Source organism: Campylobacter concisus, from assembly GCF_003048875.2.
GTDB classification, from domain to species: Bacteria; Campylobacterota; Campylobacteria; order Campylobacterales; family Campylobacteraceae; genus Campylobacter_A; species Campylobacter_A concisus_AU.
The window spans coordinates 24043-49263 of the sequence record NZ_CP049264.1 but is presented as its reverse complement, the minus strand read 5'-3'; the positions used below and the strand labels follow the sequence as shown (position 1 = coordinate 49263).

Annotated in this window: 29 protein-coding genes; 17 read left to right on the top strand and 12 right to left on the bottom strand. The window is 41.1% G+C overall.

All coding sequences use genetic code 11. The features are described 5' to 3' along the window. Nucleotides 1-45 precede the first annotated feature (45 nt). Nucleotides 46-771, top strand: coding sequence for a class I SAM-dependent methyltransferase (locus CVT07_RS00285; RefSeq protein ID WP_107936129.1), 726 nt, complete (start codon nucleotides 46-48; stop codon nucleotides 769-771). Here the strand turns inward: CVT07_RS00285 and CVT07_RS00280 are convergent. Together CVT07_RS00280 and CVT07_RS00275 are read right to left on the bottom strand one after the other, a co-directional pair. Then, the gene (locus CVT07_RS00280) at nucleotides 768-1646 is read right to left on the bottom strand and encodes a DMT family transporter (protein WP_107936127.1); all 879 of its coding nucleotides are present in this window, start codon (nucleotides 1644-1646) and stop codon (nucleotides 768-770) included. The two genes, CVT07_RS00285 and CVT07_RS00280, sit on opposite strands and share 4 nt — an antisense overlap. Beyond that, nucleotides 1643-2392, bottom strand: a complete 750-nt coding sequence (locus CVT07_RS00275) for a DUF4197 domain-containing protein (protein WP_103609510.1) — start codon at nucleotides 2390-2392, stop codon at nucleotides 1643-1645. Before CVT07_RS00275 ends, CVT07_RS00280 begins: the two co-directional genes overlap by 4 nt. Before the next feature lie 107 nt (nucleotides 2393-2499). Here CVT07_RS00275 and CVT07_RS00270 point away from each other — a divergent pair, with 107 nt between their 5' ends. Continuing rightward, complete coding sequence (locus CVT07_RS00270) at nucleotides 2500-3057, top strand: manganese efflux pump MntP (RefSeq protein WP_107936125.1); 558 nt, start codon at nucleotides 2500-2502, stop codon at nucleotides 3055-3057. Here CVT07_RS00270 and CVT07_RS00265 read toward each other — a convergent pair. Next, nucleotides 3054-3812, bottom strand: coding sequence for an exodeoxyribonuclease III (locus tag CVT07_RS00265; protein WP_107936124.1), 759 nt, complete (start codon nucleotides 3810-3812; stop codon nucleotides 3054-3056). The two genes, CVT07_RS00270 and CVT07_RS00265, sit on opposite strands and share 4 nt — an antisense overlap. A 53-nt stretch (nucleotides 3813-3865) precedes the next feature. Here CVT07_RS00265 and CVT07_RS00260 point away from each other — a divergent pair, with 53 nt between their 5' ends. Both CVT07_RS00260 and CVT07_RS00255 read left to right on the top strand, forming a co-directional pair. Continuing rightward, nucleotides 3866-4231, top strand: a complete 366-nt coding sequence (locus tag CVT07_RS00260) for a diacylglycerol kinase (RefSeq protein ID WP_107936122.1) — start codon at nucleotides 3866-3868, stop codon at nucleotides 4229-4231. After that, nucleotides 4222-4455 carry a replication/maintenance protein RepL gene (locus tag CVT07_RS00255; RefSeq protein ID WP_107936120.1) on the top strand — a complete coding sequence of 78 codons (234 nt, stop codon included), beginning with the start codon at nucleotides 4222-4224 and terminating at the stop codon, nucleotides 4453-4455. Before CVT07_RS00260 ends, CVT07_RS00255 begins: the two co-directional genes overlap by 10 nt. Nucleotides 4456-4481: 26 nt before the next feature. On the opposite strand, the gene CVT07_RS00250 is transcribed toward CVT07_RS00255, so the two are convergent. From CVT07_RS00250 to rpsT, 4 genes are all read right to left on the bottom strand, one after another. Then, a complete protein-coding gene (locus CVT07_RS00250) occupies nucleotides 4482-6047 on the bottom strand; it encodes a flavocytochrome c (protein WP_107936118.1) in 1566 nt (521 codons plus the stop codon). Between the two features lie 361 nt (nucleotides 6048-6408). Further along, on the bottom strand, nucleotides 6409-6828 hold the full coding sequence (locus CVT07_RS00245) for a TOBE domain-containing protein (protein WP_009295093.1): 420 nt from the start codon (nucleotides 6826-6828) through the stop codon (nucleotides 6409-6411). Nucleotides 6829-7139: 311 nt separating this feature from the next. Beyond that, nucleotides 7140-8207, bottom strand: a complete 1068-nt coding sequence (prfA, locus tag CVT07_RS00240) for a peptide chain release factor 1 (RefSeq protein ID WP_004317452.1) — start codon at nucleotides 8205-8207, stop codon at nucleotides 7140-7142. Between the two features lie 14 nt (nucleotides 8208-8221). Beyond that, nucleotides 8222-8491, bottom strand: coding sequence for a 30S ribosomal protein S20 (rpsT, locus tag CVT07_RS00235; RefSeq protein WP_004317319.1), 270 nt, complete (start codon nucleotides 8489-8491; stop codon nucleotides 8222-8224). Nucleotides 8492-8648: 157 nt separating this feature from the next. Between rpsT and glmM the strand changes: the two genes are divergently transcribed. From glmM to CVT07_RS00205, 6 genes are all read left to right on the top strand, one after another. After that, a complete protein-coding gene (gene glmM / locus CVT07_RS00230) occupies nucleotides 8649-9989 on the top strand; it encodes a phosphoglucosamine mutase (RefSeq protein ID WP_004317384.1) in 1341 nt (446 codons plus the stop codon). Beyond that, on the top strand, nucleotides 9982-10434 hold the full coding sequence (lspA, locus tag CVT07_RS00225; RefSeq protein WP_021086998.1) for a signal peptidase II: 453 nt from the start codon (nucleotides 9982-9984) through the stop codon (nucleotides 10432-10434). The genes glmM and lspA overlap by 8 nt, the downstream gene beginning before the upstream one ends. Then, complete coding sequence (locus CVT07_RS00220; protein WP_012000991.1) at nucleotides 10424-10786, top strand: NINE protein; 363 nt, start codon at nucleotides 10424-10426, stop codon at nucleotides 10784-10786. Before lspA ends, CVT07_RS00220 begins: the two co-directional genes overlap by 11 nt. 9 nt (nucleotides 10787-10795) lie before the next feature. Next, nucleotides 10796-11230: a CopD family protein gene (locus CVT07_RS00215; RefSeq protein ID WP_004317437.1), complete on the top strand. Its 435-nt coding sequence runs from the start codon at nucleotides 10796-10798 to the stop codon at nucleotides 11228-11230. Nucleotides 11231-11239: 9 nt separating this feature from the next. Then, entirely contained in the window at nucleotides 11240-11785 is a 546-nt protein-coding gene (locus CVT07_RS00210) for a hypothetical protein (protein WP_021092665.1), read from the top strand. A gap of 116 nt (nucleotides 11786-11901) precedes the next feature. After that, nucleotides 11902-13341, top strand: coding sequence for an acetyl-CoA carboxylase subunit A (locus CVT07_RS00205; protein WP_004317286.1), 1440 nt, complete (start codon nucleotides 11902-11904; stop codon nucleotides 13339-13341). Between the two features lie 40 nt (nucleotides 13342-13381). Here CVT07_RS00205 and CVT07_RS00200 read toward each other — a convergent pair whose 3' ends face one another. After that, the gene (locus CVT07_RS00200) at nucleotides 13382-14311 is read right to left on the bottom strand and encodes a PQQ-binding-like beta-propeller repeat protein (protein ID WP_107936116.1); all 930 of its coding nucleotides are present in this window, start codon (nucleotides 14309-14311) and stop codon (nucleotides 13382-13384) included. A 99-nt stretch (nucleotides 14312-14410) separates the two neighbouring features. On the opposite strand from CVT07_RS00200, the gene CVT07_RS00195 reads away from it, so the two are divergent. From CVT07_RS00195 to CVT07_RS00185, 3 genes are all read left to right on the top strand, one after another. Next, nucleotides 14411-14983, top strand: coding sequence for an SMI1/KNR4 family protein (locus CVT07_RS00195; RefSeq protein WP_107936114.1), 573 nt, complete (start codon nucleotides 14411-14413; stop codon nucleotides 14981-14983). Nucleotides 14984-15152: 169 nt separating this feature from the next. After that, a complete protein-coding gene (gene gdhA / locus CVT07_RS00190) occupies nucleotides 15153-16511 on the top strand; it encodes an NADP-specific glutamate dehydrogenase (RefSeq protein ID WP_103597829.1) in 1359 nt (452 codons plus the stop codon). Nucleotides 16512-16937: 426 nt separating this feature from the next. After that, complete coding sequence (locus CVT07_RS00185; protein ID WP_196375736.1) at nucleotides 16938-17084, top strand: hypothetical protein; 147 nt, start codon at nucleotides 16938-16940, stop codon at nucleotides 17082-17084. A gap of 1169 nt (nucleotides 17085-18253) precedes the next feature. Here CVT07_RS00185 and infC read toward each other — a convergent pair. The 3 genes from infC to CVT07_RS00170 form a co-directional block, all read right to left on the bottom strand. Then, nucleotides 18254-18772 carry a translation initiation factor IF-3 gene (infC, locus tag CVT07_RS00180; protein ID WP_009295104.1) on the bottom strand — a complete coding sequence of 173 codons (519 nt, stop codon included), beginning with the start codon at nucleotides 18770-18772 and terminating at the stop codon, nucleotides 18254-18256. Continuing rightward, entirely contained in the window at nucleotides 18769-20589 is a 1821-nt protein-coding gene (gene thrS, locus CVT07_RS00175) for a threonine--tRNA ligase (protein ID WP_107936112.1), read from the bottom strand. The genes infC and thrS overlap by 4 nt, the downstream gene beginning before the upstream one ends. Nucleotides 20590-20933: 344 nt before the next feature. Then, complete coding sequence (locus CVT07_RS00170; protein ID WP_107936110.1) at nucleotides 20934-21509, bottom strand: YbaK/EbsC family protein; 576 nt, start codon at nucleotides 21507-21509, stop codon at nucleotides 20934-20936. 62 nt (nucleotides 21510-21571) lie between these two features. On the opposite strand from CVT07_RS00170, the gene ung reads away from it, so the two are divergent. Next, a complete protein-coding gene (gene ung / locus CVT07_RS00165; RefSeq protein WP_107936108.1) occupies nucleotides 21572-22264 on the top strand; it encodes a uracil-DNA glycosylase in 693 nt (230 codons plus the stop codon). A gap of 1 nt (nucleotide 22265) precedes the next feature. Here the strand turns inward: ung and CVT07_RS00160 are convergent, their stop codons facing one another. Next, on the bottom strand, nucleotides 22266-22559 hold the full coding sequence (locus CVT07_RS00160; RefSeq protein WP_107936106.1) for a hypothetical protein: 294 nt from the start codon (nucleotides 22557-22559) through the stop codon (nucleotides 22266-22268). A 78-nt stretch (nucleotides 22560-22637) separates the two neighbouring features. On the opposite strand from CVT07_RS00160, the gene CVT07_RS00155 reads away from it, so the two are divergent. The 3 genes from CVT07_RS00155 (at nucleotide 22638) to CVT07_RS00145 (ending at nucleotide 25072) form a co-directional block, all read left to right on the top strand. After that, a complete protein-coding gene (locus CVT07_RS00155) occupies nucleotides 22638-23168 on the top strand; it encodes a pyridoxamine 5'-phosphate oxidase family protein (RefSeq protein ID WP_107936104.1) in 531 nt (176 codons plus the stop codon). Between the two features lie 20 nt (nucleotides 23169-23188). After that, nucleotides 23189-24355 carry a replication-associated recombination protein A gene (locus CVT07_RS00150; protein ID WP_230855745.1) on the top strand — a complete coding sequence of 389 codons (1167 nt, stop codon included), beginning with the start codon at nucleotides 23189-23191 and terminating at the stop codon, nucleotides 24353-24355. Between the two features lie 66 nt (nucleotides 24356-24421). Further along, nucleotides 24422-25072: an ATP-dependent DNA helicase RuvA gene (locus CVT07_RS00145; RefSeq protein ID WP_103568687.1), complete on the top strand. Its 651-nt coding sequence runs from the start codon at nucleotides 24422-24424 to the stop codon at nucleotides 25070-25072. Nucleotides 25073-25221: the final 149 nt, after the last annotated feature.

The following is a 25221-nucleotide window of genomic DNA, read 5'->3' as shown; positions in this document are numbered from 1 at the left end:
TTTGACCTTTTTTGCTAAAATTATAACCAAAAATAAGGAGCTAAAATGCAAAATTTATGGGATAAAAAGGCGTCAAACTACCAAAGATTTGACGGCAAGATCAGCGCTATCCAGCAGCAAATTTTTGGTAAAGCCTTGGCTTGGGGAGTTGATTTTAGCGGCAAAGATATCCTTGATATCGGCTGTGGCACGGGCGTTTGGAGCATATTTTTATCAAAAACGGCTAAACATATAACTGGCATCGATAGCTCAGAAAAGATGATAGAAATTTTAAACGAGGACGCAAAGAGATTTGGCGTGACAAATTTAACCAGCGAGGTTTGCTCGTGGAGAGAATTTAAGCCCCTTAGGCACTTTGATATCGCCATTTGCACGATGAGTCCAGCCATTGCGAGCGATGAAGACTTTTTGAAATTTCAAAACTGTGCCAAACAAAAGCTCTATCTTGGCTGGGACAAGCCTAGAAGCTCTGATCTGCTTGAGCCATTTTTTGAAAAATTTGGCCGCGTGCTCTCTCAAAAAAATGTCGTAGATAGGCTCGAAGCGTGGCTAAATGAGCAAGGCATCGCTTATAAGAGTCAAATTTTAAACGAAACTAGGATCGCTAGACGAAGCGTGCAAGAAGCAGCTGAAAATATCTGCTGGCACCTTGAGATAAACGGAGCTAAAAACTACGATGAAAAGACGGTTTTAGCGATGTTAAAAGAGAGATTTGAGGGCGAGTTTATAGATGAGAAAATAGACTCACAAATGAAGCTTTTTGTCTTTTAGAGCTTAAATTTAGAGCAAATTTGCTTGCCAAATTCGCTAAAAATGACGCCAAAGATGATGAGCATGGCTCCAAAAATTTGCCAGATGCTAAGTATCTCGCCAGCAAAAAAGTAGCCTATTAGCCCAGCAGAGACAGGCTCTAAGCAGAAAAACAAGGCCGCCTTGCTAGCGGTCGTATATCTTTGAGCGATCGTTTGCACAAAGTAGCAAAATATGGTGCCAATCACCGTCGTGATAAATATCGCTATGAAAAATTCCCTATCAAATTTTGGCACAACGCTACCTTCAAAAAACGCAAAGACAAACGAGAGCAAAGAGACGGTGAGAAAGACCACAAAGACAAGCAAATAAAGCTCGCTCTTTCTTACAAAGTGGCCATTTAGCGTAGTATAAAGTGCGTAAAATATCGCGCAAATAAGCGCTAATGCCTCGCCGCTCCCAAGTGCTAGCGTGGCGCCACTTAAGAGCCAAAGCCCAAAAATAGCGATCATAGCGCCTAAAATGGCAAAAATACTTATCTTATTTTTAAAAAAGATAGCCGCCATAAAAGGCACTATCACGCACTCAAGCCCCGTGATAAAAGCGACGCTCGAGCTAAAAGTAAGCTTTAGAGCGTAAGTTTGCATGGCAAATGACAAAAATAGCACTGCTCCAAGGATAATGCCGTGGGTGACGCTCTTTTTGTCAAATTTCTTAGTAAATTTAAGCGCGACAAAGCCTATAAAGATAGCCGAGAGAAAAAAGCGGCAAAATAGCATGACAAAGACGCCATTTGTCTTTAGCGCGTTTGCCATGGGTAAAAACGTAGCGCCCCAAACGACGGCAACTACGATAAGAGCGATATCAGCTCTGTTTTGAGCGCTTAAATTTCTCATTTAAAGATCGAGTCAAGCACCTTTTTACCGCTATCTAGGCTAAAGCCGCTTCTTAGCCCCTTTTCCTTCTCGCTCATCACGTTAAATAGCCCATCTAGCGTCTTTCTCGTGATATATGCGTTTAGATCCTCGCTCTCATCTGGCACATATTCGCTTGCGCCTAAATTTTTAGCTAGGCTTTTGACTGATTTTATCGTTTCGTTGTTTTTAGCTGAGCCGCCGATGAAAGAATTTAGCCCATTATAGGCTGTTGCAAAGCTATTATCACTCATCATTTTTTCAATTATCGGCGTAAATGCCGCCTTTAGCTTTTGGCTGGAGCTTTGCTGCAAATACTTCGTAACGCTATCGCTGCCGCCATTAAAGAGCTTTTTAACATCAGCCTCGCTCATATTTTTTATGCTCTCACTAAAAATTTCAGCAGCCTTTGGCACAGCTGTGGTCGCAGCGTTATTTATCGACTTGCTAAGGTCCTGCGCCCACTTCTCTCCGCCCACTTTTTTGGCTAAATTTGACGCCATTTCAAGGCTTTTTGGGAGTGGGATTTTAGCTGTGGCGTTGTTTATAAAGCCCTCTTTTGAAAGCTCGCTCACAGCTGCATTTAGTGCCTCGCTAACTAAGCTTTTATAGTCGCCACTTGATGCGTGAGTGGCGATTTTCACGCCTTTATTTATCATATCATCCATGCTTGCAGCTTGCAAATTTAAAGCAAGCGCGCCACAAAGAATAACAAGAGATCTTTTCATTTTCTCTCCTTTTTTAAATTTAAAGCAAAATCATACAAAAAATATCTAAACGCTTAAAATAAATTTAATCTTTTTGCACTAAAATTCACCCTTTTTGAGGGGAATTTATGCAGCTTTTACTTCTTAGCTTCGCTCTTAGCATGGATAGCGCGGCTCTAAATATGGCAAACGGCGCAAGGTATAAAAGCCTTGCTCTTGGCAAAATTTTATTTATCGCTTTTATGCTTGGCTTTTTTCAGTTTCTCATGCCGCTTCTTGGCTATTTTCTTGGCATTAGCTTTGCTAAATTTATAAGCTCCATTGATCACTTCATCGCATTTTTTATACTTTGTTTTCTTGGCTTTAAAATGCTAAAAGAGGCCTGTAGCAGCGAGGCTGGCGAGTCATTAAGTATGGATACTAAGACCATTTTTATAGGTGCATTTGCCACGAGCATCGACGCGCTTGCCGTTGGCGTCACGCTTAGCTTTGAAGCGGTTAGTATATTTAAAAGCGCGCTCATCATCGGCGTAGTCTGCTTTGTGTTAAGCCTAGCCGCCTTTTACATCGGTAAATTTATGGGTGAAATTTTAGAGAAAAAGGCGCTATTTTTAGGTGGCGCGATACTTATATTTCTAGGCTTTAAAATTTTGATCACCCACCTGCTAGAAGAGGGCGTGATCTAAATTTCTATCTCTATGCCAACTGGGCAGTGGTCGCTACCAACGATCTCTGGCAGGATAAAGGCGTCTTTTAGCCTATCTTTTAGCCCTTGTGAAATGAAGAAATAATCAATCCTCCAGCCTACGTTTTTCGCCCTTGCGTTAAAGCGGTAGCTCCACCACGAGTAAGCGTCCGCCACATCGCCATTTGCAGCTCTAAAGGTATCTATAAAGCCACTTTTTAGCACCTCATCTATCCACGCGCGCTCGATAGGCAAAAAGCCAGAAGTTTTGGCATTTGCCTTTGGATTTTTCAGGTCGATCTCGCGGTGAGCGGTATTTACATCACCGCAAAATATCACCTCTTTGCCGCTTTTTACAAGCTCTTTGCAATAAGCTAGAAATTTCTCGTAAAAGTCCATTTTGAATGCCAGCCTCTCGTCGTCCTTTTGGCCGTTTGGAAAGTAGATGTTAAAAAGCACGATATCATCAAATCTATGCTCCAAAACTCGCCCCTCCGTGTCGTCAAAAAAGGCCGCTTTTTGCGTTTGCACGTCAAATTTAGCAAGGCTCATCACGCCAGAGTAGCCAGCCCTTGCGCCTGAGTTGACACTTATATCTTTAAAACCAAGGTTGTAAATTTCTTTTGGCACGTCATCTTCTTTGACCTTGATCTCTTGAAGTCCCAAAAAATCAGGCCTAACCTCATCAAGCCAGCCAAAGCCATCTTTTGCCACGACTGCGCGCAGCCCATTTACATTCCAACTAATAAGTTTCAAATTTCATCCTTTTTTTAATTATAATTATGCCAAAAATCGCAAAAAGGAAAGTTATGAGAAACCAGCCAGAGTATAAATTTTTTAAAAATTTTGGCTACGCAAGAGAGGGTTTGGCTGAAATTTTTAAAAATGAAAAGAGCTTTCGCATAGAAATTTGCATATTTTTGATAGCTGCGATCTCGCTATTTTTTTGGAAATTTGACCTTATTTTTAATCTATTTTTGATCTTTAGCATGGCATTTGTGCTAGTTTGCGAGTGCTTAAACTCGGGCCTAGAGCGAGTGACTGATCTTGCAAGCCCAGACTATCACGCCCTAGCAAAGGCGGCAAAAGACGCTGGAAGTGCGGCTGTGATGATCGCAAATTTCTTATGTGGCGCGCTTTGGTGCGTGGCGATAGGATATAAAATTTGGGGCTAGAAAAAGAAATTTACAAAGCGCTTCTTGGCGAGAAAAAGGTAGAGATCATAAATTTACTTTGCGAGCTAAGCGATGAAAATGGCTTTGTTATGCTTAAAATTTCAGACATTTGCGAGAAGCTAAATGTGAGCAAACCAACCGTGATAAGCACGTTTAAGCTACTTGAAGAGAAGAAAATTTTTGAGCGAGTAAAAAACGGGGTTTATAGGTTTAAAAATTTATAGTGGCAAGCAAGTGCCTGCCACCTTTTTTAGCCGATAGTCTCAGCAGCGATCATGCCAAATGTCAAGCAATCAGTAATAGCCACTGATCCTAGACGGCTGGCTCCGTGAACGCCACCAGTGATCTCGCCAGCTGCATATAAATTTGGTATAGGCATAGCTGTTTGAGAGTTCATGACTTGGGCTTTTGTGTTGATATTTAGGCCGCCCATTGTGTGGTGAACTTTTGGCGTGCCACGCTCTGCGTAAAACGGCGGAACTGAGATATCAATGCCCTTTGTTGTAGTCGCAACAACTGGCTTGCCAAAGTCCTCATCAACGCCCTTTTTGACAAATTCGTTGTATCTTGCGACTGTTTTTTTGAGCTCATCAACTGGGATCTTATACTCAGCTGCCAAGGCATCAAGTGTGTCAAATTTCTTGCAAATTCCAGCTGCGATAGCCTTTTCATAGTGAGCTGGGAGCATGTGAGGAAGGGCTCTTGAGTCGCAGAAGTTGATAGGGAAGTTTTTATCGTCTTCACCTTTTTCATGGATGACTTTAAACATCGCTTCAGTTCTTGTCCTGCGGTCAGCTAGCTCATTCATGTAGCGTTTGCCAGTTCTTGGATTGACTGAAATTCCAAATGGAAAAGCTCCATTTACGTTAAACATCGATCCCACGCCAAAGCCTGTCTCATCGGCACATCCCCAAGGGCCGTATTGTATCCAGCTTGGCTGAACTGGATAAGCACCCGCTCTAAATGCCGCTAAAAGTGCGCCCGCTGTTGAGCCTGGTTGGTTTGTTGAGTCTGTCTCAGGTGTGATCCTTGGATCTTGAAGGCGTCTAAAAATTTTATCTCTACAAAAGCCACCAGCTGCTAGCACAACGCCTTTTTTGGCTTTTATATATTTTGTATCGCCGCCTTTGTTTTCGACGTCGTCACTCATCAAACTACCATCAAATTTATAGTTTTCTCTGACGATGACGCCCACAACTGCGCCCTTGTCGTCAAAGACGAAATCATCAAATTTTGTCCTTTTTTTGATCGACGCGCCTTCTAATTTTTCAAATGTCGCAGTCATAGGGAGCACGATGCCAGCGCCGCTGCCGACCTCTGTTTGAAGACTTCTTGGCACTGAGTGACCACCTGCGTGAGTGATCTGATCGATATATTTTGCACCACAATCAAGTGTGAGCTTGTAGGCATCTTGCGCTCTCTCGCCGATCTTTGCCAAAAGATCAACGTGGTTGATGCCGCGTCCTGCTTTCAAGCAGTCTTTGATAAATAGCTCTGTGCTATCTTTGATGCCAGCTTTCTTTTGCATGTCGCTATTTGGAACGGCAAAAATTCCGCCGTTGATGACAGAGTTGCCACCTGTGCGACCCATCTTTTCGATCAAGACAACTTTGTTGCCTTTTTTGGCTGATGTCACACCAGCTGCAAGAGCCGCAAAGCCTGAGCCGATGATGACTACGTCATACTCCTCGTCCCATTTGACATCTTTTTCGTTCATTGGGCTGGCCATTAAATTTGTAGCGCCCATGCCAAGTGCCGTGGCTCCGATAGCGCTAAATTTCACAAAATCTCTTCTAGATAAACCTGAATTTTTCATGCTCTCTCCTTTGAAGTAAGATATTCACTAACTAGATTATACGACTTTTTTATTAAAATAGTCTAATTAGTTTTTTAAATTAAACTTTATTAAAGCTAAGTGCGATTAGAGCGTAGTTTGGTAATATTTATTGACACTATTTTTATTCAAATTTGACTTTATATTTACGCTATATAGGCAATTAAAGTAAATTTAGTATAAAATTTGGAGATTTTATTTTTAAATTTACAAAAAATAAGTATTAATTAAATTTTGTATTTTGAAAAATTTATGAGAAATTTTAGGATTTGGTTTTGGATATTAGCTTAAGTTTAGAAATTAGTTTAAAAGGAGAGGATCGGAGCAAATTTGCCCCGAAAAATTATTTAACGCCAACTATGATTTGAGTTGCTTTAATGATAGCAGTTACTTTGTCGCCTGCTTTTAAAGCTAAGTTATGAACTGACTCTCTTGTGATGATAGCTGAAATTTTGCTGCCGTTTGCGTCGATGATAACCTCAGCATTTACAGCGCCGTCTTTTATCTCGCTAACAACGCCTTTGATTTGATTTGTTGCGCTAAGCTTGATGCTGTCGTCTTTTGAAACGATAACGCTTGAAGCTTTGAATAAGAATATAGCTTTTTTACCAACTTTAAGATCAAGAGCTTTCTCGCTATCAACTGTAATAGTTGCTTTTAGCACTTCACCACCCGCTAGTTTGCCAGCTATTAACGAATTTACCGCACCTGTTCTTACTTCTGATATCTCAACATTTAGTTGATTTCTTGCACTTAGTGACATATTTTCTCCTTATTTTGATTTAATGTTTGGGTATTATAGAGTATTATTATTAATGCGAACTTATGATCAATTAATAAAATTTTTTAATATCATAAGTAAAGATTTATAATTTACCAAAGCCCAAAATATCGTACTAAATGAACTAAAATCTAAAAATTTAATTTAAATTATTTTTGAAAAATATATAAATAAATATTATTTTTTATTATAAAACAGACAAACTAAGATCGTTTCAAGATCAGATGACTTTAGATCTTAGTTTGTAGATTTTTGATTTTTAGTGATTTAGTAAGAATTTATAAATTTTGCGCTTAAATGCCAGCTTCAAGCATAGCTTCTGCTTGATAGTGAGTGATAAGTGGCTCGATGATCTCGTCAAATAATCCTGCAGCCATGATCGCATCAAGGCGGTAAAGTGTTAAATTTATGCGGTGATCGCTTATGCGGTTTTGCGGGTAGTTGTAAGTTCTTATCCTGCCTGAGCGGTCTCCAGTGCCGACTTGACTCTTGCGCTCACTAGTCTCTTTAGCAAGTCTCTCTTGCTCTTGCATCTCGTAAAGTCTAGCCTTTAGCACCTTCATCGCAGCTTCTTTGTTTTTATGCTGACTCTTGCCATCTTGGTTTGTGACAACAAGTCCTGTTGGTATGTGCGTGATCCTAACAGCACTATCAGTTGTATTTACTGACTGACCGCCGTGGCCCGAGCTTCTCATAACATCAACTCTTATATCATTTGGATTGATCTCGATCTCGCTATCTTCGACCTCTGGCATGATAGCCACAGTCACAGCCGAAGTATGCACCCTGCCCTGACTCTCAGTCTCTGGCACGCGCTGAACCCTATGTGTGCCGCCTTCAAATTTTAGCCTAGAGTAAGCACCTTTGCCTTTTATAAGCACGATGATCTCTTTAAAACCGCCAGTGTTGCCCTCGCTTTGGCTAACGATCTCAAATTTATATCCACGAAGCTCTGCATATCTGATGTAAGCGTTAAAAAGATCCCCAACAAATAGTGCAGCCTCGTCACCGCCAGTGCCTGCGCGAATTTCTAAAAATATATTTTTATCATCGTTTGGATCTTTTGGAAGAAGTAAAATTTTGATCTCTTCTTCAAGCTTCTCTCTTGAAATTTCTAAATTTTTAAGCTCATCTTTTGCAAGTTCGCCAAGCTCAGAGTCCTCAAGTAGGGCTTTATTCTCTTCGATGTCGTTTAGAATTTGTAGATATTTTTTTGCAGCAGTTGCGACTGGTTCGATAGATGATTGCTCTTTTGAGAGCTTTGTCATCTTTTCGATATCGTTTGCTATATTTGGATCGCTCAGAAGCGTAGAAATTTCATCATAGCGATCCAAAAATGGATGAAGTTTATCAGCAAACATTAAAATTTAATAGATTAAGCAGCTTTTAGAGTATTTACTAATTGAGCAAGGCGACTAACGCGACGAGCAGCAGTTTGTTTCTTCAAAAAGCCTCTACTTACGAAGCTGTGGATGCTTTTGTTAGCAACTTTTAAAGCTTCATTTGCAGCATTTAGATCTTTAGCTTCTACAGCTACACGCACTGCTTTTGTGATGTTTTTAAGTCTAGTGCGGTAAAATCTGTTTCTTTCTGTTCTTTTTATAGTTTGTCTAGCTCTTTTTTCAGCAGATTTATGGTTTGCCATAATATACCTTTTTTGATAATTTTAGTCCGTGATTATATGAAAAATATATTTAATTGTAACTGAATTTAAGTCAGCTTTAAAACAAATAAAATTTTAGATTTTAAATTTGATAATTTCTGATAAAATAGCACCATTTTATAATAAAAAGGATAAATTGATGAAACTTTTTGGAACAGACGGAGTTCGTGGTAAGGCTGGCGAAAAGCTTTCAGCTCAAACATCTATGCGCCTTGCAATGGCTGCTGGAATTTACTTTAGAAAGACCTCAGCGACAAATGTGATTTTGGTTGGAAAAGATACTAGAAAAAGTGGCTATATGATCGAAACTGCCATCGTTGCAGGACTAACTGCGGTTGGTTACAACGTCCTTCAAATAGGCCCTATGCCAACACCTGCGATCGCATTTTTAACAGAAAATATGCGCTGTGATGCTGGCATAATGATAAGCGCCTCACACAACCCATACTACGATAACGGCATCAAATTTTTTGACAGCTTTGGCAACAAGCTTGATGAGACGATAGAGGCCGAGATAGAAAAAATCTTCTACGACGATGAGCTCATCGCAAACGCCCAAAAAACGATGACAGAGATCGGTGCAAACAAGAGGATAGATGATGTTATCGGCAGATATATCGTGCAGATCAAAAATTCATTCCCAAAAGAGCTAAATTTAAAGAATTTACGAGTAGTTTTAGACGTGGCAAACGGAGCTGCTTATAAGGTCGCACCAACTGTATTTAGCGAGCTTGGAGCTGATGTCATCGTCATAAACAATGAGCCAAATGGTAGCAATATCAACCAAAACTGCGGCGCGCTTCACCCAGAAGATCTAGCAAGCGAGGTAAAAAGGCTTCGTGCTGACATCGGCTTCGCATTTGACGGCGATGCTGATAGGCTTGTCGTTGTCGATGAAAACGGCGAAGTTGTGCATGGCGACGCGATACTTGGCTCACTAGCTGCATTTTTACACGAGCAAAAGGCGCTAAAAGGTGGAGCTATCGTGGCTACGGTGATGAGTAACGCCGCACTTGATGACTATCTAAAAGCTCACAAGATCAAGCTACTTCGCTCAAACGTAGGCGATAAATACGTGCTTGAGATGATGAAAGAAAATGGCATAAATTTTGGCGGCGAGCAAAGCGGTCACGTCATTTTTAACGACTACGCTAAGACTGGCGACGGTCTTGTTACTTCGATGCAAGTAGTTGCTATGATGCTTAAAAAAGGCAAAAAAGCTAGTGAAATTTTTGGCGAGCTAAAGCCGTATCCACAAATTTTACTAAATTTAAAGATCACAGAGAAAAAGCCGCTTGATAAGATAGAGGGGCTAAAAGAGCTTGAGGCTAGCCTCGCAAAAGAGGGCATAAGATCGCTCTTTAGATACTCTGGCACTGAAAATTTGATCAGACTTTTGCTTGAGGGTAAAAATCAAACTTTAGTTGAAAAACGCATGGATGAAGTTGAGAAATTTTTTGTAAAAGCCCTAAATGCGTAAAAGCTTAGTTAAATTTTTCATCGCGTTTTTTCTCATTTTTATCGTTGATCAAGCGATAAAGATGATATTTATAGATGGTTTTTCGTGGGAGGGCGAGTTTTTCTCGCTAGTTCTTACATATAATAAGGGTGTTGCATTTTCGATGTTTGCCTTTTTAGATGAGTGGCTTAAATTTATCCAGATAGCCCTCATTTTAGGCGTTTTTGTCTATTTGGTCGTTGAAAAAAAACTGCTTTGCTCACATGCCATTTGGCTTGGGGCTTTGCTAGGAGCTGGCAGCTCAAATATCACAGATAGATTTATTCATGGCGGCGTCGTGGATTATGTCTTTTGGCACAAGTGGTTTAACTTTGCGGTCTTTAACTTCGCTGATGTGATGATCGATCTTTGCGTCGTGATGATACTTTGGCAAAGTTTTAGAAAAAGGAGAGAGAGTGGGAAATAATATCTACGTCGCATACGCGCTTTGGCTACTTACTGGCTGGCTTGGGGCGCATAGAATTTACCTTGGTAAATTTATCACTGGCTTTTTGATGATGGGACTATTTTTCGTTGGCTACTCTACGTTTTATTTCATTATAGGCATACCATTCTTAGCTATCTGGGGCATTTGGTGGCTTATAGATGCATTTTTAGTTGGCGCTTATGTCGAGAAAAATTTACAAAAAGTCGAGCTAAAAGAGAGACTAAAACTAAAAGATAAAGAAGATGACTTAAAAAGGCTTTACGAGCTTTTTGAGAGCGGTGCGATCAGCAAGGCTGAATTTGAAGCTAGAAAAGAGATACTTTTTAGATAAGGAGACGTTATGGCAGAATATTATCTTTACTTAAAATACCTCCACTATTTGTTTTTCATCTCGTGGATGGCAGTGCTGTTTTATCAGCCAAGGCTCTATGTTTATCACGTAGAAAATATGGACAAGCCTGACTTTGTAAAAGTGGTTGAGGTGATGGAGTACAAGATGTATCACTACATCGGCTGGGTCGCACTCATCGGCTCATTTGTCACTGGTATTTTGATACTTATCGCGATGCCTGATCTTATAAAAACTGGTCACATCCATGTCAAAATTTTAGTTGTCATCTTGATGGCTATCTATCACCTAGACCTTGGACGCTACATGAAGCAGCTCAAAGAGAAACGCTGTAACAAAAGTGGCATCTTCTTTAGAGCTTACAACGAAGTGCCAACTATCGCGATGCTCATCATCATCTGGGTAATGATAGTAAATCCATTTTAAAGGAATTTGATGAAGAAATTTTTAGCATTTATCGCTTTGCCAGCGCTCTTGCTCGCAGCTACTCAGTATTTTGAGCCGATGCAGATAAAATTTGACAACAGACTCTACTCGCTAGCAGGCTCAGCCAAGCCTGTGCCAAATTTGTTCACGCAGGAGTATTTGCTACCTGGCGAAAAGCTAGATAGTTTTAGCTACATGCTCTCGCTAAATACCCTTAAATTTGACGCTACGCCAGAGCAAGCAGTCGAGCAAAAGATAAATGATCTAAAAGAACTAAAAGCAAAAGGGCTAAAAGTGGCTTATAAAAAGGGCTCGCTCGCAAATGAAATTTATCTTGATATAACGATATTTTCAAACCTAAATGGCGTGCCAACAGCCGAGCACTCGATATATCGCTACACTAAACAAGGCGGAAATTTAGTCCTTTTTACCATCCAAAGGCGTGCTTATAAAAAAGAGGGCATTCAAAGATTTGCTACAAATTTCACGATCGAGTCGCAAGACTTTAGTAAAAAAGCCCTAGCCACACCTTTCCCACAAATCATCAGCAAATAAAGAAATTTGAGTGTAAATTTAGCCTTTGCACTCAAATTTTAAAACCAGACTTAACAAATTTATCTAAAAATAAAACGAATAGTTATATGATAAGAAAAACTCAAAAAGGATAGCCTATGATACATAAAATTCTTATCGCAAATCGTGGTGAGATCGCAGTTAGGATAGTCAGAGCTTGTAGGGATTTACACATCCAAAGCGTAGGAATTTACACAGCGCCAGACAGCGAGTGCTTGCATGTAAGGATCGCTGATGAGGCCTATCAAGTGGGCGAAGATCCGATCAAAGGCTATCTTGACGCCAAAGCTATCGTAAAGCTTGCAAAAGAGTGCGGGGCTGACGCGATACACCCAGGATACGGCTTTCTAAGCGAAAACTACGAATTTGCAAAGGCGGTTGAGGACGCTGGGCTTATCTTCATAGGTCCAAAGGCTGAAGTCATCAAGAAAATGGGCGATAAAAACATCGCTAGATATCTGATGAAGAAAAACGGCATACCAATAGTGCCAGGCACTGAAAAGCTAAATGATGAGAGCATGGACGCCATAAAAGAGCACGCTAGGCGCATCGGCTATCCAGTCATCTTAAAAGCAAGCGGTGGCGGTGGTGGCCGTGGTATCAGGGAGGTCTGGCAAGAAGAAGATATGCAAGATGCCTTTGAGTCATGCACCAGAGAGGCAAAAGCATACTTTAACAACGACGAAGTTTTTATGGAGAAGCTTGTCGTCAATCCTCGCCACATCGAGTTTCAAATTTTAGGCGATAACTACGGCAACATCATCCACCTTTGCGAGCGTGACTGCTCTATCCAAAGGCGCCACCAAAAGATCATCGAGATCGCACCTTGCCCATCGATTAGCGAAAATTTAAGAAAGATCATGGGTGTGACCGCAGTGGCTGCTGCAAAGGCTGTGGGCTACTCAAACGTCGGAACGATCGAGTTTTTGCTAGATGACTACAACAACTTTTACTTCATGGAGATGAACACCCGTATCCAAGTGGAGCACGGCATCACCGAAGAGATCACAGGCCACGATCTTGTCGTTAGGCAGATAAGGATAGCAGCAGGTGAAATTTTAGAGATAGAGCAAAGCGACATCAAACCACGAGGCTACGCGATAGAAGCAAGGATCACGGCTGAGAATGTCTGGGAAAATTTCATCCCAGCACCAGGCACGATCGAGGGCTACTACCCAGCTCTTGGCCCATCTGTGCGCGTCGATAGCCACGTATATAAAGACTACACCATACCGCCATTTTACGACTCACTTATCGCAAAACTGATCGTCAAGGCGACTGATTATGATCTTGCAGTAAATAAGCTTGAAAGAGCACTTGAAGAATTTACCATCGAGGGCGTGCGAACTATCATCCCATTTTTGCTAACGATCAGCAAGAGTAAGGAATTTAGAAGGGGATTTTTCGATACTAGCTACGTTGAGAAAAACTTAAAAACCATCCTTGAAAATACCTACGATGATATGAACAAAGAGCCAAATGACGACCTAGAAGAGGTCATAGTAGAGGCGATAAAAAGATATAAAAAGAAGAGATAAATTTATCTTATTGCGGCTTTGGCGATAAATTTCGCCAAGGCTAAATTTCCGCGCAAACTGCGTAAATTTTAGCTCCGTCATTTGCCACAGCATAGAGCCTGCCACCACTTACTAGCATGATCTGATCTGCGCTAAGGCTAAATTTCTCAAACTCTATCTCTTTTAAAAGCAAGCCATCTTTAGCACTTATCAAAACTGGCTTATTTTTGCGGTTTGCAAGTAAAATTTGACCCTCGGCCCAAACAAAATGCTCCGTGCCGCTGGTTTTAAACTTAAACATCACCTCGCCACTTTTTGCATCCACGGCGTATAGATCTCCGCCCTTGCCAGCGGTGCCAAAGTAAAGCATCCCATCATTCAGGCAAACTGGCGTGTAGAGATATGCGCCAAGCTTTAGCCGCCAGATGGTTTTGCCTATCCTTGCGCCCTGCTCTTTGGGCGGCAAATTAGCGTTTAAATTTTCATCTTTTGCTTCGATTTTGAGCTCTGCGCCGCCCAAAATTTCTTTGCACTCCATCATAAATGGCGAGCTCATTCGCACGCAAAAGCCATCAAATTCATACGTTTTAGCGTCGTTATATATCTCTTTTATGGGCTCCTTAGCAACGCCGAGCTCGCTCATCTGCCCGTCATATATCTTTATGAGCTTTGCTGGGGAGTTTATGTAGCCCTTGTAGTATCTAGTATTTAGCATGAAGTAGCCATTTTCTGGGTAGCAACGCGCATTGCTAGCTATAAAAATTTCGCTTTGTTTGTAGGTTAGCACTGATCTTTTATGCTCACTAAAGTCGCGCGAAAATGTATCTAGTAGCACGTAGTTTGGCGTTAGTTTTTGAGCTGTCTCTAGCTCGCTAGGCACCCCAAAAGCAAAATGCACAAATGCAATGCGCCCATTCATCTCGTAAATGCCAGTCACGCCGTGTCCGCGAAACTCCACGCCAGGCATATCAAGAGGATATGATCTAACCACGCTATCTCCTTAAATTTATGGCGATTATAACCCAAATTTAAAAGCACACTGGGCTAAATTTGATAAAATTTGCCAAATTTAGCAAATTTAAGGAGCGATATGTTTTTAAAATTAGACGAGATCGCTAGAAAACTAGATCAAATTTTCTTGCCACTAGAGCAAGAAGGCATGACTGGCATGAGGCTTTTGCCACAAAAGGACGCTTCGGCATTTATGCAAGCACAAAAGAGCCTTGGCGTAAATTTCCCAGCCAAATTTACAAAGCTTTTAAGTAAATTTGAGCTTGGCAATTTTGAAATTTGCAATGTCAGTTTTGGCTCCAGAGGCGACTACACGAGCGAGCTAGTGCGCCTAAACAGCGTAGATGAGTTTGGAGGCAAATGGTGGCAGGGTGAAGCTCGCCCAGCAAATTTGATAGTTTTTGCCGTGGGTGATCCGTGGATATTTTTGCTTGATTGCACGAGTGGTGCGGTCTATGCGTGGCTACTTGAAGATGAGGAGCTTTGCAGCAGGCGCGTTGCGAGCGACTTTGAAAAATTTTTCATAGCGATTGCTAGCACCTATATAGCAAGGCTAAATGATGAAACTATGCCATCAGCCCAGCAAATCCTAAATTTTGTCCAAGCAGACGACACAGCACTTGATTTTTGGCAAGAGATGACGCAAATTTAGTAAATTTTATAAATTTATCCTAGCAACCAAAGCAAAAACCACTTTTTATAAATTTAGTTTCGATATGTAACACTCATTGCCTAAAATAAAAATATTAAAATATCTTTAAATAAAAATTTTTTCTAGCCGAGTTAATATTTAACTACAAAAAAAGGAAAAAGGAGCAAAAATGAGCGAGTACATCGAACAAACGATGGAGTGGATAAAGAAGACCAACCCAGGTCAAGGCGTCTTTGTCCAAGCTGCGACTGAGGTTCTAAACAGCCTAGAGCCGCTTATCAAAAGAGAGAGCAAGTACCAAAAACACGCGATCCTAGAGCGCATCGTCATCCCTGAGCGCACGGTGATCTTTCGCGTGACATACACAGGCGACGATGGCAGACCAAAGGTAAATAACGGCTACCGCGTGCAGTTTAACTCAGCTGTTGGCCCATACAAGGGCGGTCTAAGGCTCCACCCAAGCGTCGATCTTGGCGTGCTAAAATTTCTTGGATTTGAGCAAATTTTTAAAAACTCGCTCACTGGCGTAAATATCGGCGGCGCAAAAGGCGGCAGCACCTTTGATCCAAAAGGCAAGAGCGAAGGCGAGATAATGCGCTTTTGCCAAGCATTTATGAGCGAGCTATATCGCCACATCGGCAACACCGTGGATGTGCCAGCAGGCGACATCGGCGTGGGCGCTAGAGAGATCGGCTATATGTTTGGTCAGTATAAAAAGCTAACTGGCAGATTTGATGGCATCCTAACTGGCAAGGGGCTAAACTGGGGCGGCAGTCTAGCGCGCACAGAGGCCACTGGATACGGACTAGTCTATTTCACACAAAACATGCTAAAAAAAGCTGGTCTATCGCTTGAGGGCAAAAAATGCAGCGTCAGCGGTAGCGGAAACGTCGCCATATACACAGTCGAAAAGCTCTATCAAGCAGGCGCACTGCCTATCACCGTCTCTGACTCAAACGGATACGTCTATGACGCTGAGGGCATCGATCTAGCGGTGCTTAAAGAGCTAAAAGAAGTGAAGCGCGCTCGCCTTAGCGAATACACCAAATTTAGACCAAACGCAAAATATGTAAGCGTGAGCGAGTATAAAGAGGGTAGAAACGGCGTCTGGGACGTGCCATGTGACGGAGCCTTCCCATGCGCGACACAAAACGAGCTTCACCTAGCTGACATAAAAGTGCTTTACGCAAATGGCTGCCGCTTCGTGGCTGAGGGCGCGAACATGCCAAGCACGCTTGATGCGATAAATTTCATGCTTGCGCAAAAAGACTTTCACTTTGCTCCAGCAAAAGCAGCAAACGCTGGCGGCGTGGGCACGAGCGGACTTGAGATGATGCAAAATGCCGGCATGACTTCGTGGAGCTTTGAAGAGGTCGATCGCAAACTTCATGGCATCATGAACCACATCTTTGAACTAAGCTACGAAACAAGTAAAGAGTTTGGAGATGAGGGCAACTTGGTGCTTGGCTCAAATATCGCTGGCTTTAGAAAAGTGGCTGATGCGATGATAGATCAAGGATATGTGTAGGCCAATTTGGCTCTGTAAATTTACGTCCAAGCTAAATTTGGGCGTAAATCAATATAAGGCTTGCTGGATTTTTAGCTAAAAGAGAGTTTGACTTTTGCACGGCAAATTTTACTAGCAAGCTAGCAAATTTACGCTAGTTTGAAGCATTTTATGCGGTGTTCATTTTGGCAAATTTTCGCTGGCGTGGCAGATGTGAATTTGAAGCTTGGTTAAATTTCACTAGGGTAGCGAGCATACCACTTTTTTTAGAGCTTTTAGTATAAATTTTGTCAAAAGAGCCGATATGGCGGCAAATGGTGGAGTGGCGAGGTTTGAGCAGTAAAATTGAAAGCTTTTGCCGTGGAGCATCCTGTAGATATTTTGCTTGATTGCACAAAGTTATGCTGCCTATGCGTGGCTACTTGGTGATGAAGAAATTTGCAACAAATGAGTTGCGAGAGAAATTTTCATAGCGCTTGCAACTTCAAAATAGTAAGGCTAAATGACAAAATCCTACCAGAAAGCGAGCAAGACCTAAAATTTCTCAAGCAGATAACAGAGCATTTTTGGCAAGAAATGGCTTATGAAATTTAGTAAATTTAGGCTCGTCCAGCCTAAATTCTCTTTTATAAATTTAAACTACAAACAAGCGAATTTCTTACTAAATTTAGCCTAAAAACTCGCACACGCACCATAAATTTATAAACTCACAAGATGGTTATCAAATTTACTTTACTAGGCGACTTTACCCAGTCAAATTTCAACAAATCACTCGTATAAGGTTTGGCAGAAAAGAGGTGGGATAAATTTTGGTAAGCGAAAATTGAAATTTACTGCATTTAACCCACAAATAAGCAAATTCTCATCAAATTTAGTCACCACTTAAAACCATAAGTAGCCAAAACATTTTGTAAAAAGCGTCATTAAAACGATGTTCTTTTTGCCAAATTTAGCTAATTCATAGGCAAAATCTAATTTAAATAACTCGCACACGCACCATAAATTTATAAACTCACAAGAAGTTTAAATTTACTCTAATAGGCTGCGTTTGCTTGGTCAAATTTCAATAAAGCAACCCCACGCGAGCGGTCTCAAAATGATTAAATTCTGCTAAGCAAAGATTAAAATTTGCTAAATTTAAGCTACAAATAATCAAGTTTCTTACCAAATTTGCTCATCAAATAAAAACTGAAGTAGTAAAAACGTTTGCGAAAAGTATTTATCAAAGCGATATCCCCCTTGCCAAATTTAGTCTAGCTCATAGGCAAAATTTAGCTTAAAAACTCTCATGCAAGCATATAAAAAACGAAATTTAAAACTCGCAAGAAGTTTTTAGCACAGCGCTTTTGTGAGTGAAGTAAGATAATCAAATTCGAACAAGAGAATTTAAATTTTGCTAAATTTAAGCTACAAATAATCGAGTTTCTTACCAAATTTAGCCTGCGATTAGACAAAATTTGGTTTCAAACACCCACGCAAACACTTAAATTTACAAACTCACACAAAGTTTTAGCACAGCACGCATGCGAGCGATAACAAAGCGAATAAATTCCAGCAAGCAAAAATCAAAATTTACTAAATTTAAGCCGCGTCTAAATTCATCCTACAAAATTTAACCACAAGCCACATCAACCCAGCAAAACGCCCTTGCATAAATTTAGCAGATATAAAATGATAGATTTTTTGAGAAATAGTTATTTGTGAGTTTTTGTATTAAAAATTTAATGAAAAAGAGCAAGCCCTAGCCTGCTCTTTGTAGAAATTTAACCCTTTTTTGGAGTTACAAGCATATTTACATAACGACCTTCTATTATAGGCTCTTTGTCGCGGTCAGCTTCATCTTTGATCATCTCCCAGACCTTCTCAAGCATGGCTACGCCAGCCTCTGGGGTGCTCATCTCGCGACCCTTTAAAAATACACGAAATTTAACGTGTTTGCCATCTTGCAAAAACTCGCTTGCGTGTTTAACCTTGTAGTTTATATCGTTTTGGGCGATCTTGACAGAGAGTTTTATCTCTTTTATCTCGATGGTTTTTTGCTTTTTCTTGGCCTCTTTTTGCTTTTTCTCTTGCTGATAGCGGAATTTGCCGTAGTCCATTATCTTGCAAACTGGCGGCTTCGCATCTGGCGCTATAAGCACTAGATCAAGCCCAAGCTTATTTGAGATCTCTAAAGCCTCATCTCTTGAGATGACACCGTATGCTGTGCCATCATCCCCTACACATCTTACCTCTCTCGCCCTTATGTCCTCATTGAGCAATACTTCATTTTCCTTACTCAAAAATGTACCTCACTAAGTTTCTCCTTCGTTAAATTTATAAATTCCGCCAAGCTCATATCGCTCTGCGTCCTAGCCTGTCTGTCGCGCAACGCAACGCTCTTGTTCGCTACTTCGTTGTCTCCTAGCACGACTATCATAGGCACCCTTTGTTTTTCTGCCGTTCTTATTCTCTTATTTAAACTCTCATTTTTACTTGCGATCTCGCTATCGACGTTGATCTTTCTTAGCTCGCGTGAAATCTCTTTTGCATAGTCTAAATGCGCGTCGCTAATAGGCACGATGACGACTTGCGTAGGAGCTATGAAAAATGGTAGCTCGCCAGCAGTGTGCTCAAGTAAAATTCCTATAAATCTCTCAAAACTGCCAAGCAAGGCTCTGTGAAGCATTACAGGGCGCTGTCTTTCGTTATTTGCATCGATGTAGCCTAGATCAAAGCGCTCTGGCAAGTTAAAATCCACTTGTATCGTGCCACACTGCCACTTTCTCTTAAGCGCGTCAGTTATCTTAATGTCGATCTTTGGTCCATAAAATGCGCCGCCGCCCTCGTCGATGCCGTATTTAAAGCCATTTTCATCAAGAGCTTCTTTTAACGCTTTTGTAGCAGTATCCCAAATTTCATCGCCACCTATCGCTTTGGCTGGCTTGGTTGAAATCTCCATCTCATAATGAAAGCCAAAATTCTCCATTATCGTACCAGCAAATTTTAAAATTTCTAAGATATTTTCTTTGATCTGGCTTGGCATACAAAAGATATGTGAGTCATCTTGCGCAAATTCTCTAACCCTGAAAAGTCCGTGAAGCACGCCACTTTTCTCATGGCGGTGTACGACGCCGTATTCAAAAAATTTAAGCGGCAAGTCGCGGTAAGAGCGGATGTCACTTTGATAGACTTTGATGTGACCAACGCAGTTCATCGGCTTGATGCCATACTCTGTCTCATCGATCGTTGTAAAGTACATATTTTCTTTATAGTTTGCGTAGTGGCCGCTTCTTCTCCACACGTCAGCCTTTAAAAGCTCAGGACCACGTACTGGCTCGTAGCCGCGGTCGCGGTGAGCTTTGTATAAAAGTTGCTCTAGTTTTGATCTTAAGCGTCCGCCATTTGGTAGCCAGATAGGCAAACCGCCACCCACTTCTTCATCAAATGTAAATAGCTTCATCTCGACGCCAAGCTTTCTATGATCGCGCTTTTTAGCCTCTTCGATGATGCGGATGTGCTCTTTTAGGCTCTCTTTGTCTGCGTAAGCTGTGCCATAAATTCTAGTTAGCATCTCGCGAGTCTCATCACCGCCAAGATACGCACCAGCCACACGTGTAAGCTTGAAAAATTTTAAAAATTTGGTATTTGGCAGGTGTGGTCCGCGGCAAAGATCTTCAAAATCGCCTTGCTGATAGCTACTCACTTCGCCATCTGGGATTCTTTTTAAGACTTCTTGTTTAAGATCGTCGTTTTTAAATTTCTCACTCATATTAGCTTTAGTTGAGCATGTTTTAACGATGTCAAATTTCTTCTCAGCAAGCTCTTTCATCTTATCTTCGATCGCTGTTAGATCGCTCTCGCCCAGCTTCGTGCCCTCTTCATCAACTCTAAAATCATAATAAAATCCATCTTCTACGTTTGGTCCGACAAAGAATTTCGCCTTTGGATAGAGTGATTTGATAGCTTGTGCCATTAGGTGTGCACAGGAGTGTCTGATAACGTGTAGCGCCTCTTTTGAGTTGTCGAAATAGACAGGCTCAGCACTACTCTCACGCCCTGCGATACTTTGAGTATCGACTATTTCGCCATTTAGTTTGTATGCGATGATATCGCTCATTGTTTTTCCTTATATCAAATTGTCTTTTTTACGATAAAAGAACGATTAAGGATTTTATCAAAATGGGCTTTAAGCTAAACTTAATAATTGCTAAGCAAATTTTTATAAATTCTTTTTAAATTTAGTAGAAATTTGAATTAAAATTTTTAGATTTTTAAAAATATATTTTTTTATATATAAAGATAAATATCCCTAAAATATGCATATTTTATCAATATAATTTATTATACTTTAAGATTATCCCTGATAATATTTGTCATTGAAATGAATTTAGCAATTTCTCGTCTTTGCATTACTTAAATTCATTTTTCTCCCGACAAATTTAGTGCTAGGAAGTGGTTAGCCTAGCACTTTTCTTTTGCGAATTTAACAAACACTGGCTTTACTATCCTGGCATAGTCTTTTGCGTTTAAGATGAGCGATCTATCAAGAAGCCCTGCATTAAAGGCGATCTCCTCGTTTCGCTCTAACAAACTCTCATCCACGACAAGGTGCAAATTTTTATGAAAGCTAAATGGCGGAACCGAGCCAAATACGCAATCAGCAAGCGCTGTGACCTCATCTGGGCTAGCAAGGCTTACTCTTTTACCATCAAATTTTTGCGTAAGCGCGTCAAGATCAGCCTGCTCATCAGCTGGCAAGACAGCGAGCAAGTAAATTTTACCAGCCTTCATCGCGGGCTTTTCATCATCTAGCAAGTAGCTATCTAGCACATTTTCATCTTTAAAAATTTGCCTAAATTTCTCCTCACTAACGCCCTTTATAGAGCACACCAGCGCCTTTGCGCCCTGACTCATCTTCGTGCCCCTTATCTTAGCAACCTCCTCTGAAGTCCTAGCACTCTCATGCTCTATCACTCTAAATTTAGCCTCATTTTTGCTAAGAAGATCGTGGATTTTATTAAAAATTTGCTCAGACACCGCTCTTTCCTTTGGATAAATTTAGTTAAAATTATACCGCTAAAACAAAAAAGGGTAGGAAAATGCAGATAAATTTAGATGACGTAAAGATCGAGCCAAGCTGGAAAGAGGTGCTAAAAGATGAGTTTTTGAGTGAAAATTTCGCTCGCATCAAAGAGAATTTCTTAAAAGCAAGGAGTGCTGGCGTCGTCTATCCACCAAGCGGGCTTATATTTAACGCATTTAATCTAACGCCGTTTCACACCGTAAAGGTCGTCATCCTAGGCCAAGACCCATATCACGGCGCAAATCAAGCCATGGGGCTAAGCTTTTCAGTGCCAAGTGGCGTGAGAGTACCGCCAAGCCTTGTTAATATCTACAAAGAAATTTACGCCGACCTTGGCATAAAAGAGCCAAATAGCGGCGATCTTACAAAGTGGGCAAAGCAAGGCGTGCTGCTACTAAACTCGACTTTAAGCGTAAGTGCTGGAGCGGCAAATTCTCACGCTAGCTTTGGCTGGCAGGGCTTTACAGACGCCGTCATAAGAAAGATAAGTAAGAATTTACAAAACGTAGTTTTTATTCTCTGGGGCAACCCAGCCAAGGCAAAAGCGCCGCTAATAGACGCCAGCAAGCATCTCATCTTAGAAGCAGCCCACCCAAGTCCGCTAGCTCGTGGGGCGTTTTTTGGCTGCAGACACTTTTCAAAGGCAAATATCTACCTAGCAAACCACGGCAAAACGCCCATCGAGTGGGACTTAAACGCTAAAATTTGAGCTATTTTTTAAGCTCAGAAAGAAGCTTATTTACCTTTTCTAGCTCGCTTTTGCAAAATTTCTCATCGTTATTTTGCATTATCATCGCTTCTTGACCGGTTTGCCTTTGCTTAAACTCATCAAATTTAAGCTCAAAAAGCCTTAGCGCTTTCTCATCACCTGCAAGCTTCTTACTCTCTTTGGCGTAAAGCTCGTCAAGATAGAGCCTACTTTGCTTGACATACTCCTTGCAAACCTCGCTTGCACCAAATAAATTTACGCCCAGAAAAAGGGCAAAAATGACAAATTTTTTCATATTTTTCCTTTAAATTTTGCGTTATACTAGCCTTTAAGCACTTAAATTTTAAAATATTTTGCAAAAAAAGGATGAAAAATGAGGAGAAAAGATAGAGAACTAAGCCCTGACGAGGCGCTTAACATCATCGATAACTGCGAATACGGCGTGATCTCATGCGTGGATGATGAGGGAGAAATTTTTAGCGTGCCTATCTCACCGGTTAGGGTTGGTGAGAGCATTTTTGTCCACGGAGCGACCGCTGGTAGCAAGGCAAAACTGCTTCAAAATGGGCGAAAAGTGGAGTTTGTCTGCGTAAGCTTTAATAAAATCCCACACCTAAATGATAGCGAGCTAGAAATGATAAAGGACGATGGCAAGGCGCTTGGCGGCAAGGTCTTTACGACTGAATACAAAAGCGCCATCGCAAAAACAAGAGCCTACGAAGTGAAAGATGAAGCCAAAAGATATGAAATTTTAAAAATTCTCAGCCAAAAATACACCGCCTACGCGATGAGCACCTTTGACGTGGCGGCCGAGTATGGGCTAAAAAATATGAAAATTTACGAGCTAAAGATAGAGAGCCTTAGCGCAAAGGCCAAAATTTTGCCAAAAGCGGTAAAGGAGTAAATTTGAGCTCACTTGCACTGATGTTTAGACCAAAAAACTTGGATGAAATTTGCGGCCAAAAAGCAGTTAAAGCGGCCTTTTTAAAATTTATAGCCACAAGCAAGATACCGCACTCCATATTTTATGGTCCAGCAGGCTGTGGCAAGACAAGCTTTGCAAGAGCAGTGGCAAGCGGCGCAAACTACGACTTTTACGAGTTTGATGGCGGAAATTTAAAGATAGATGACTTTCGCAAAATTTTAAAAAACTACGAAAACGCCCTAAATAAGCCACTCTTTTTCATAGATGAGATCCACAGGCTTAGCAAAACCCAGCAAGAAGCACTGCTTATACCCATGGAAAACTACAAAGCCCTAGTCATCGGCGCTAGCACGGAAAATCCCTTTTTTACGCTAAGCTCAGGCATCAGAAGCCGCTCGATGCTCTTTGAGTTTAGACCGCTTAGCAGTGGCGATTTTGAGGAGCTTCTTGGCAAGATCAGAGAGCAAATTTCATTTAGCATAGATGAAGAGGCGAAGGAGTATCTTTTTAAAAGTAGCGGCGGCGACGCAAGAGCTATGCTAAATTTACTCGAATTTGCCGTCACGCTTGATGAAAATGTGAGCCTAGAAAATTTAAAAACACTTCGCCAAAACGCCCTAAAAGAGGGAGCAAAAGAGGACGACACACACTACGAGCTAGCAAGCGCTTTTATAAAAAGTCTGCGTGGAAGCGACGAAAACGCCGTCATATACTACCTTGCAAGGCTCATAGACTCTGGCGAGAGTGCTGACTTTATCGCTAGAAGGATGGCGATATTTGCCAGCGAAGACATCGGCAATGCAAACCCAAATGCGCTAAATTTAGCCGCAAGCACGCTTAGCATCGTAAAAGATATAGGCTTTCCAGAGGCTAGGATCATACTGGCTCAGTGCGCCATCTATCTAGCCAGCTCGCCAAAGTCAAACTCCAGCTACAACGCGATAAATGCCGCTCTAAGATACGTGCAAAGCGAAGAAATTTTAAAAATTCCACCATATCTAAAAAATCACACAAAAGAGAGCAAAGACTACCTTTATCCGCATGATTTTGGCGGCTGGGTTGAACAAAAATATCTAGAAAAACCGCTCGTTTTTTATAAAAGCAAGGGCATAGGCTTTGAAAAAACGCTAAATGAATGGCTAGATAAAATAAAATCTAAGGACTAATTTTTGGGCTTTACTCTGTCAGATTTATTTATGGCAAGCATAAGAGTAAATTTTAAAGGTATGTAGATGAATGGGCAAAATTTAGCATACATCACAAATTTAAAGATAGAAGACGTGCCTTGGAGTAGATTAACGACGACTTATGGCAGAGCAAGCAGATTTCCAGAAATTTTTAAACAGCTTTCGGCAGCGATCGGCAAGAAAGATTTGACGCAAAGTTTGACTACCAGCAAGTCAAATAGCGGACAAAATACGGCAAATCCAGCAAATAACAATGAAGCAAAATTTAACGCCAAAGCTGCTTGTGACGTGCTTGATAAAATTTTTAAAGAAATAGAGCATCAAAGTACTTTTTGGCACGCTACGCCTTTTGCACTTGTATTTTTGGCGAGAATTTTTATGCGGGCGAAGTTGGTCGCTGATAACGGCGATAAAGACGAGGTGGCAGAGCTTATCGTGTCCCGTCTGGGTGAATTTTTCGCGTTTATGCTTATGGTTTGTAGCGATGCCGATAAAATTAATCATACTACACCACTGGGTAGCTTTGCTGATATGCTAGCCGAAAAATACCTGTGGCCGCAAAGCGATGAAAACGACGAGGAGCTTTGGGAAGAGCACTTTTACGATGATGATTTGTTTTATAGTTTTTACTTTTATTCGCGTGCGGTTCTTGACGCGACCGGTGTGGATTTTACGCAGTTTAAGCCTATAGAATAGCGTTAAAATTACGCGGTAAGGCTGAAAATTTTACCATTAAACTTAAACCAGAAAGAAAACTTACTGGTAGTCTGCAAGGTATTTTGCTAGTTTGCCTAATTTTATAAAAAATCGGCGCAAAGCGGTAAATTTAACCCAGTTAAGAAAAG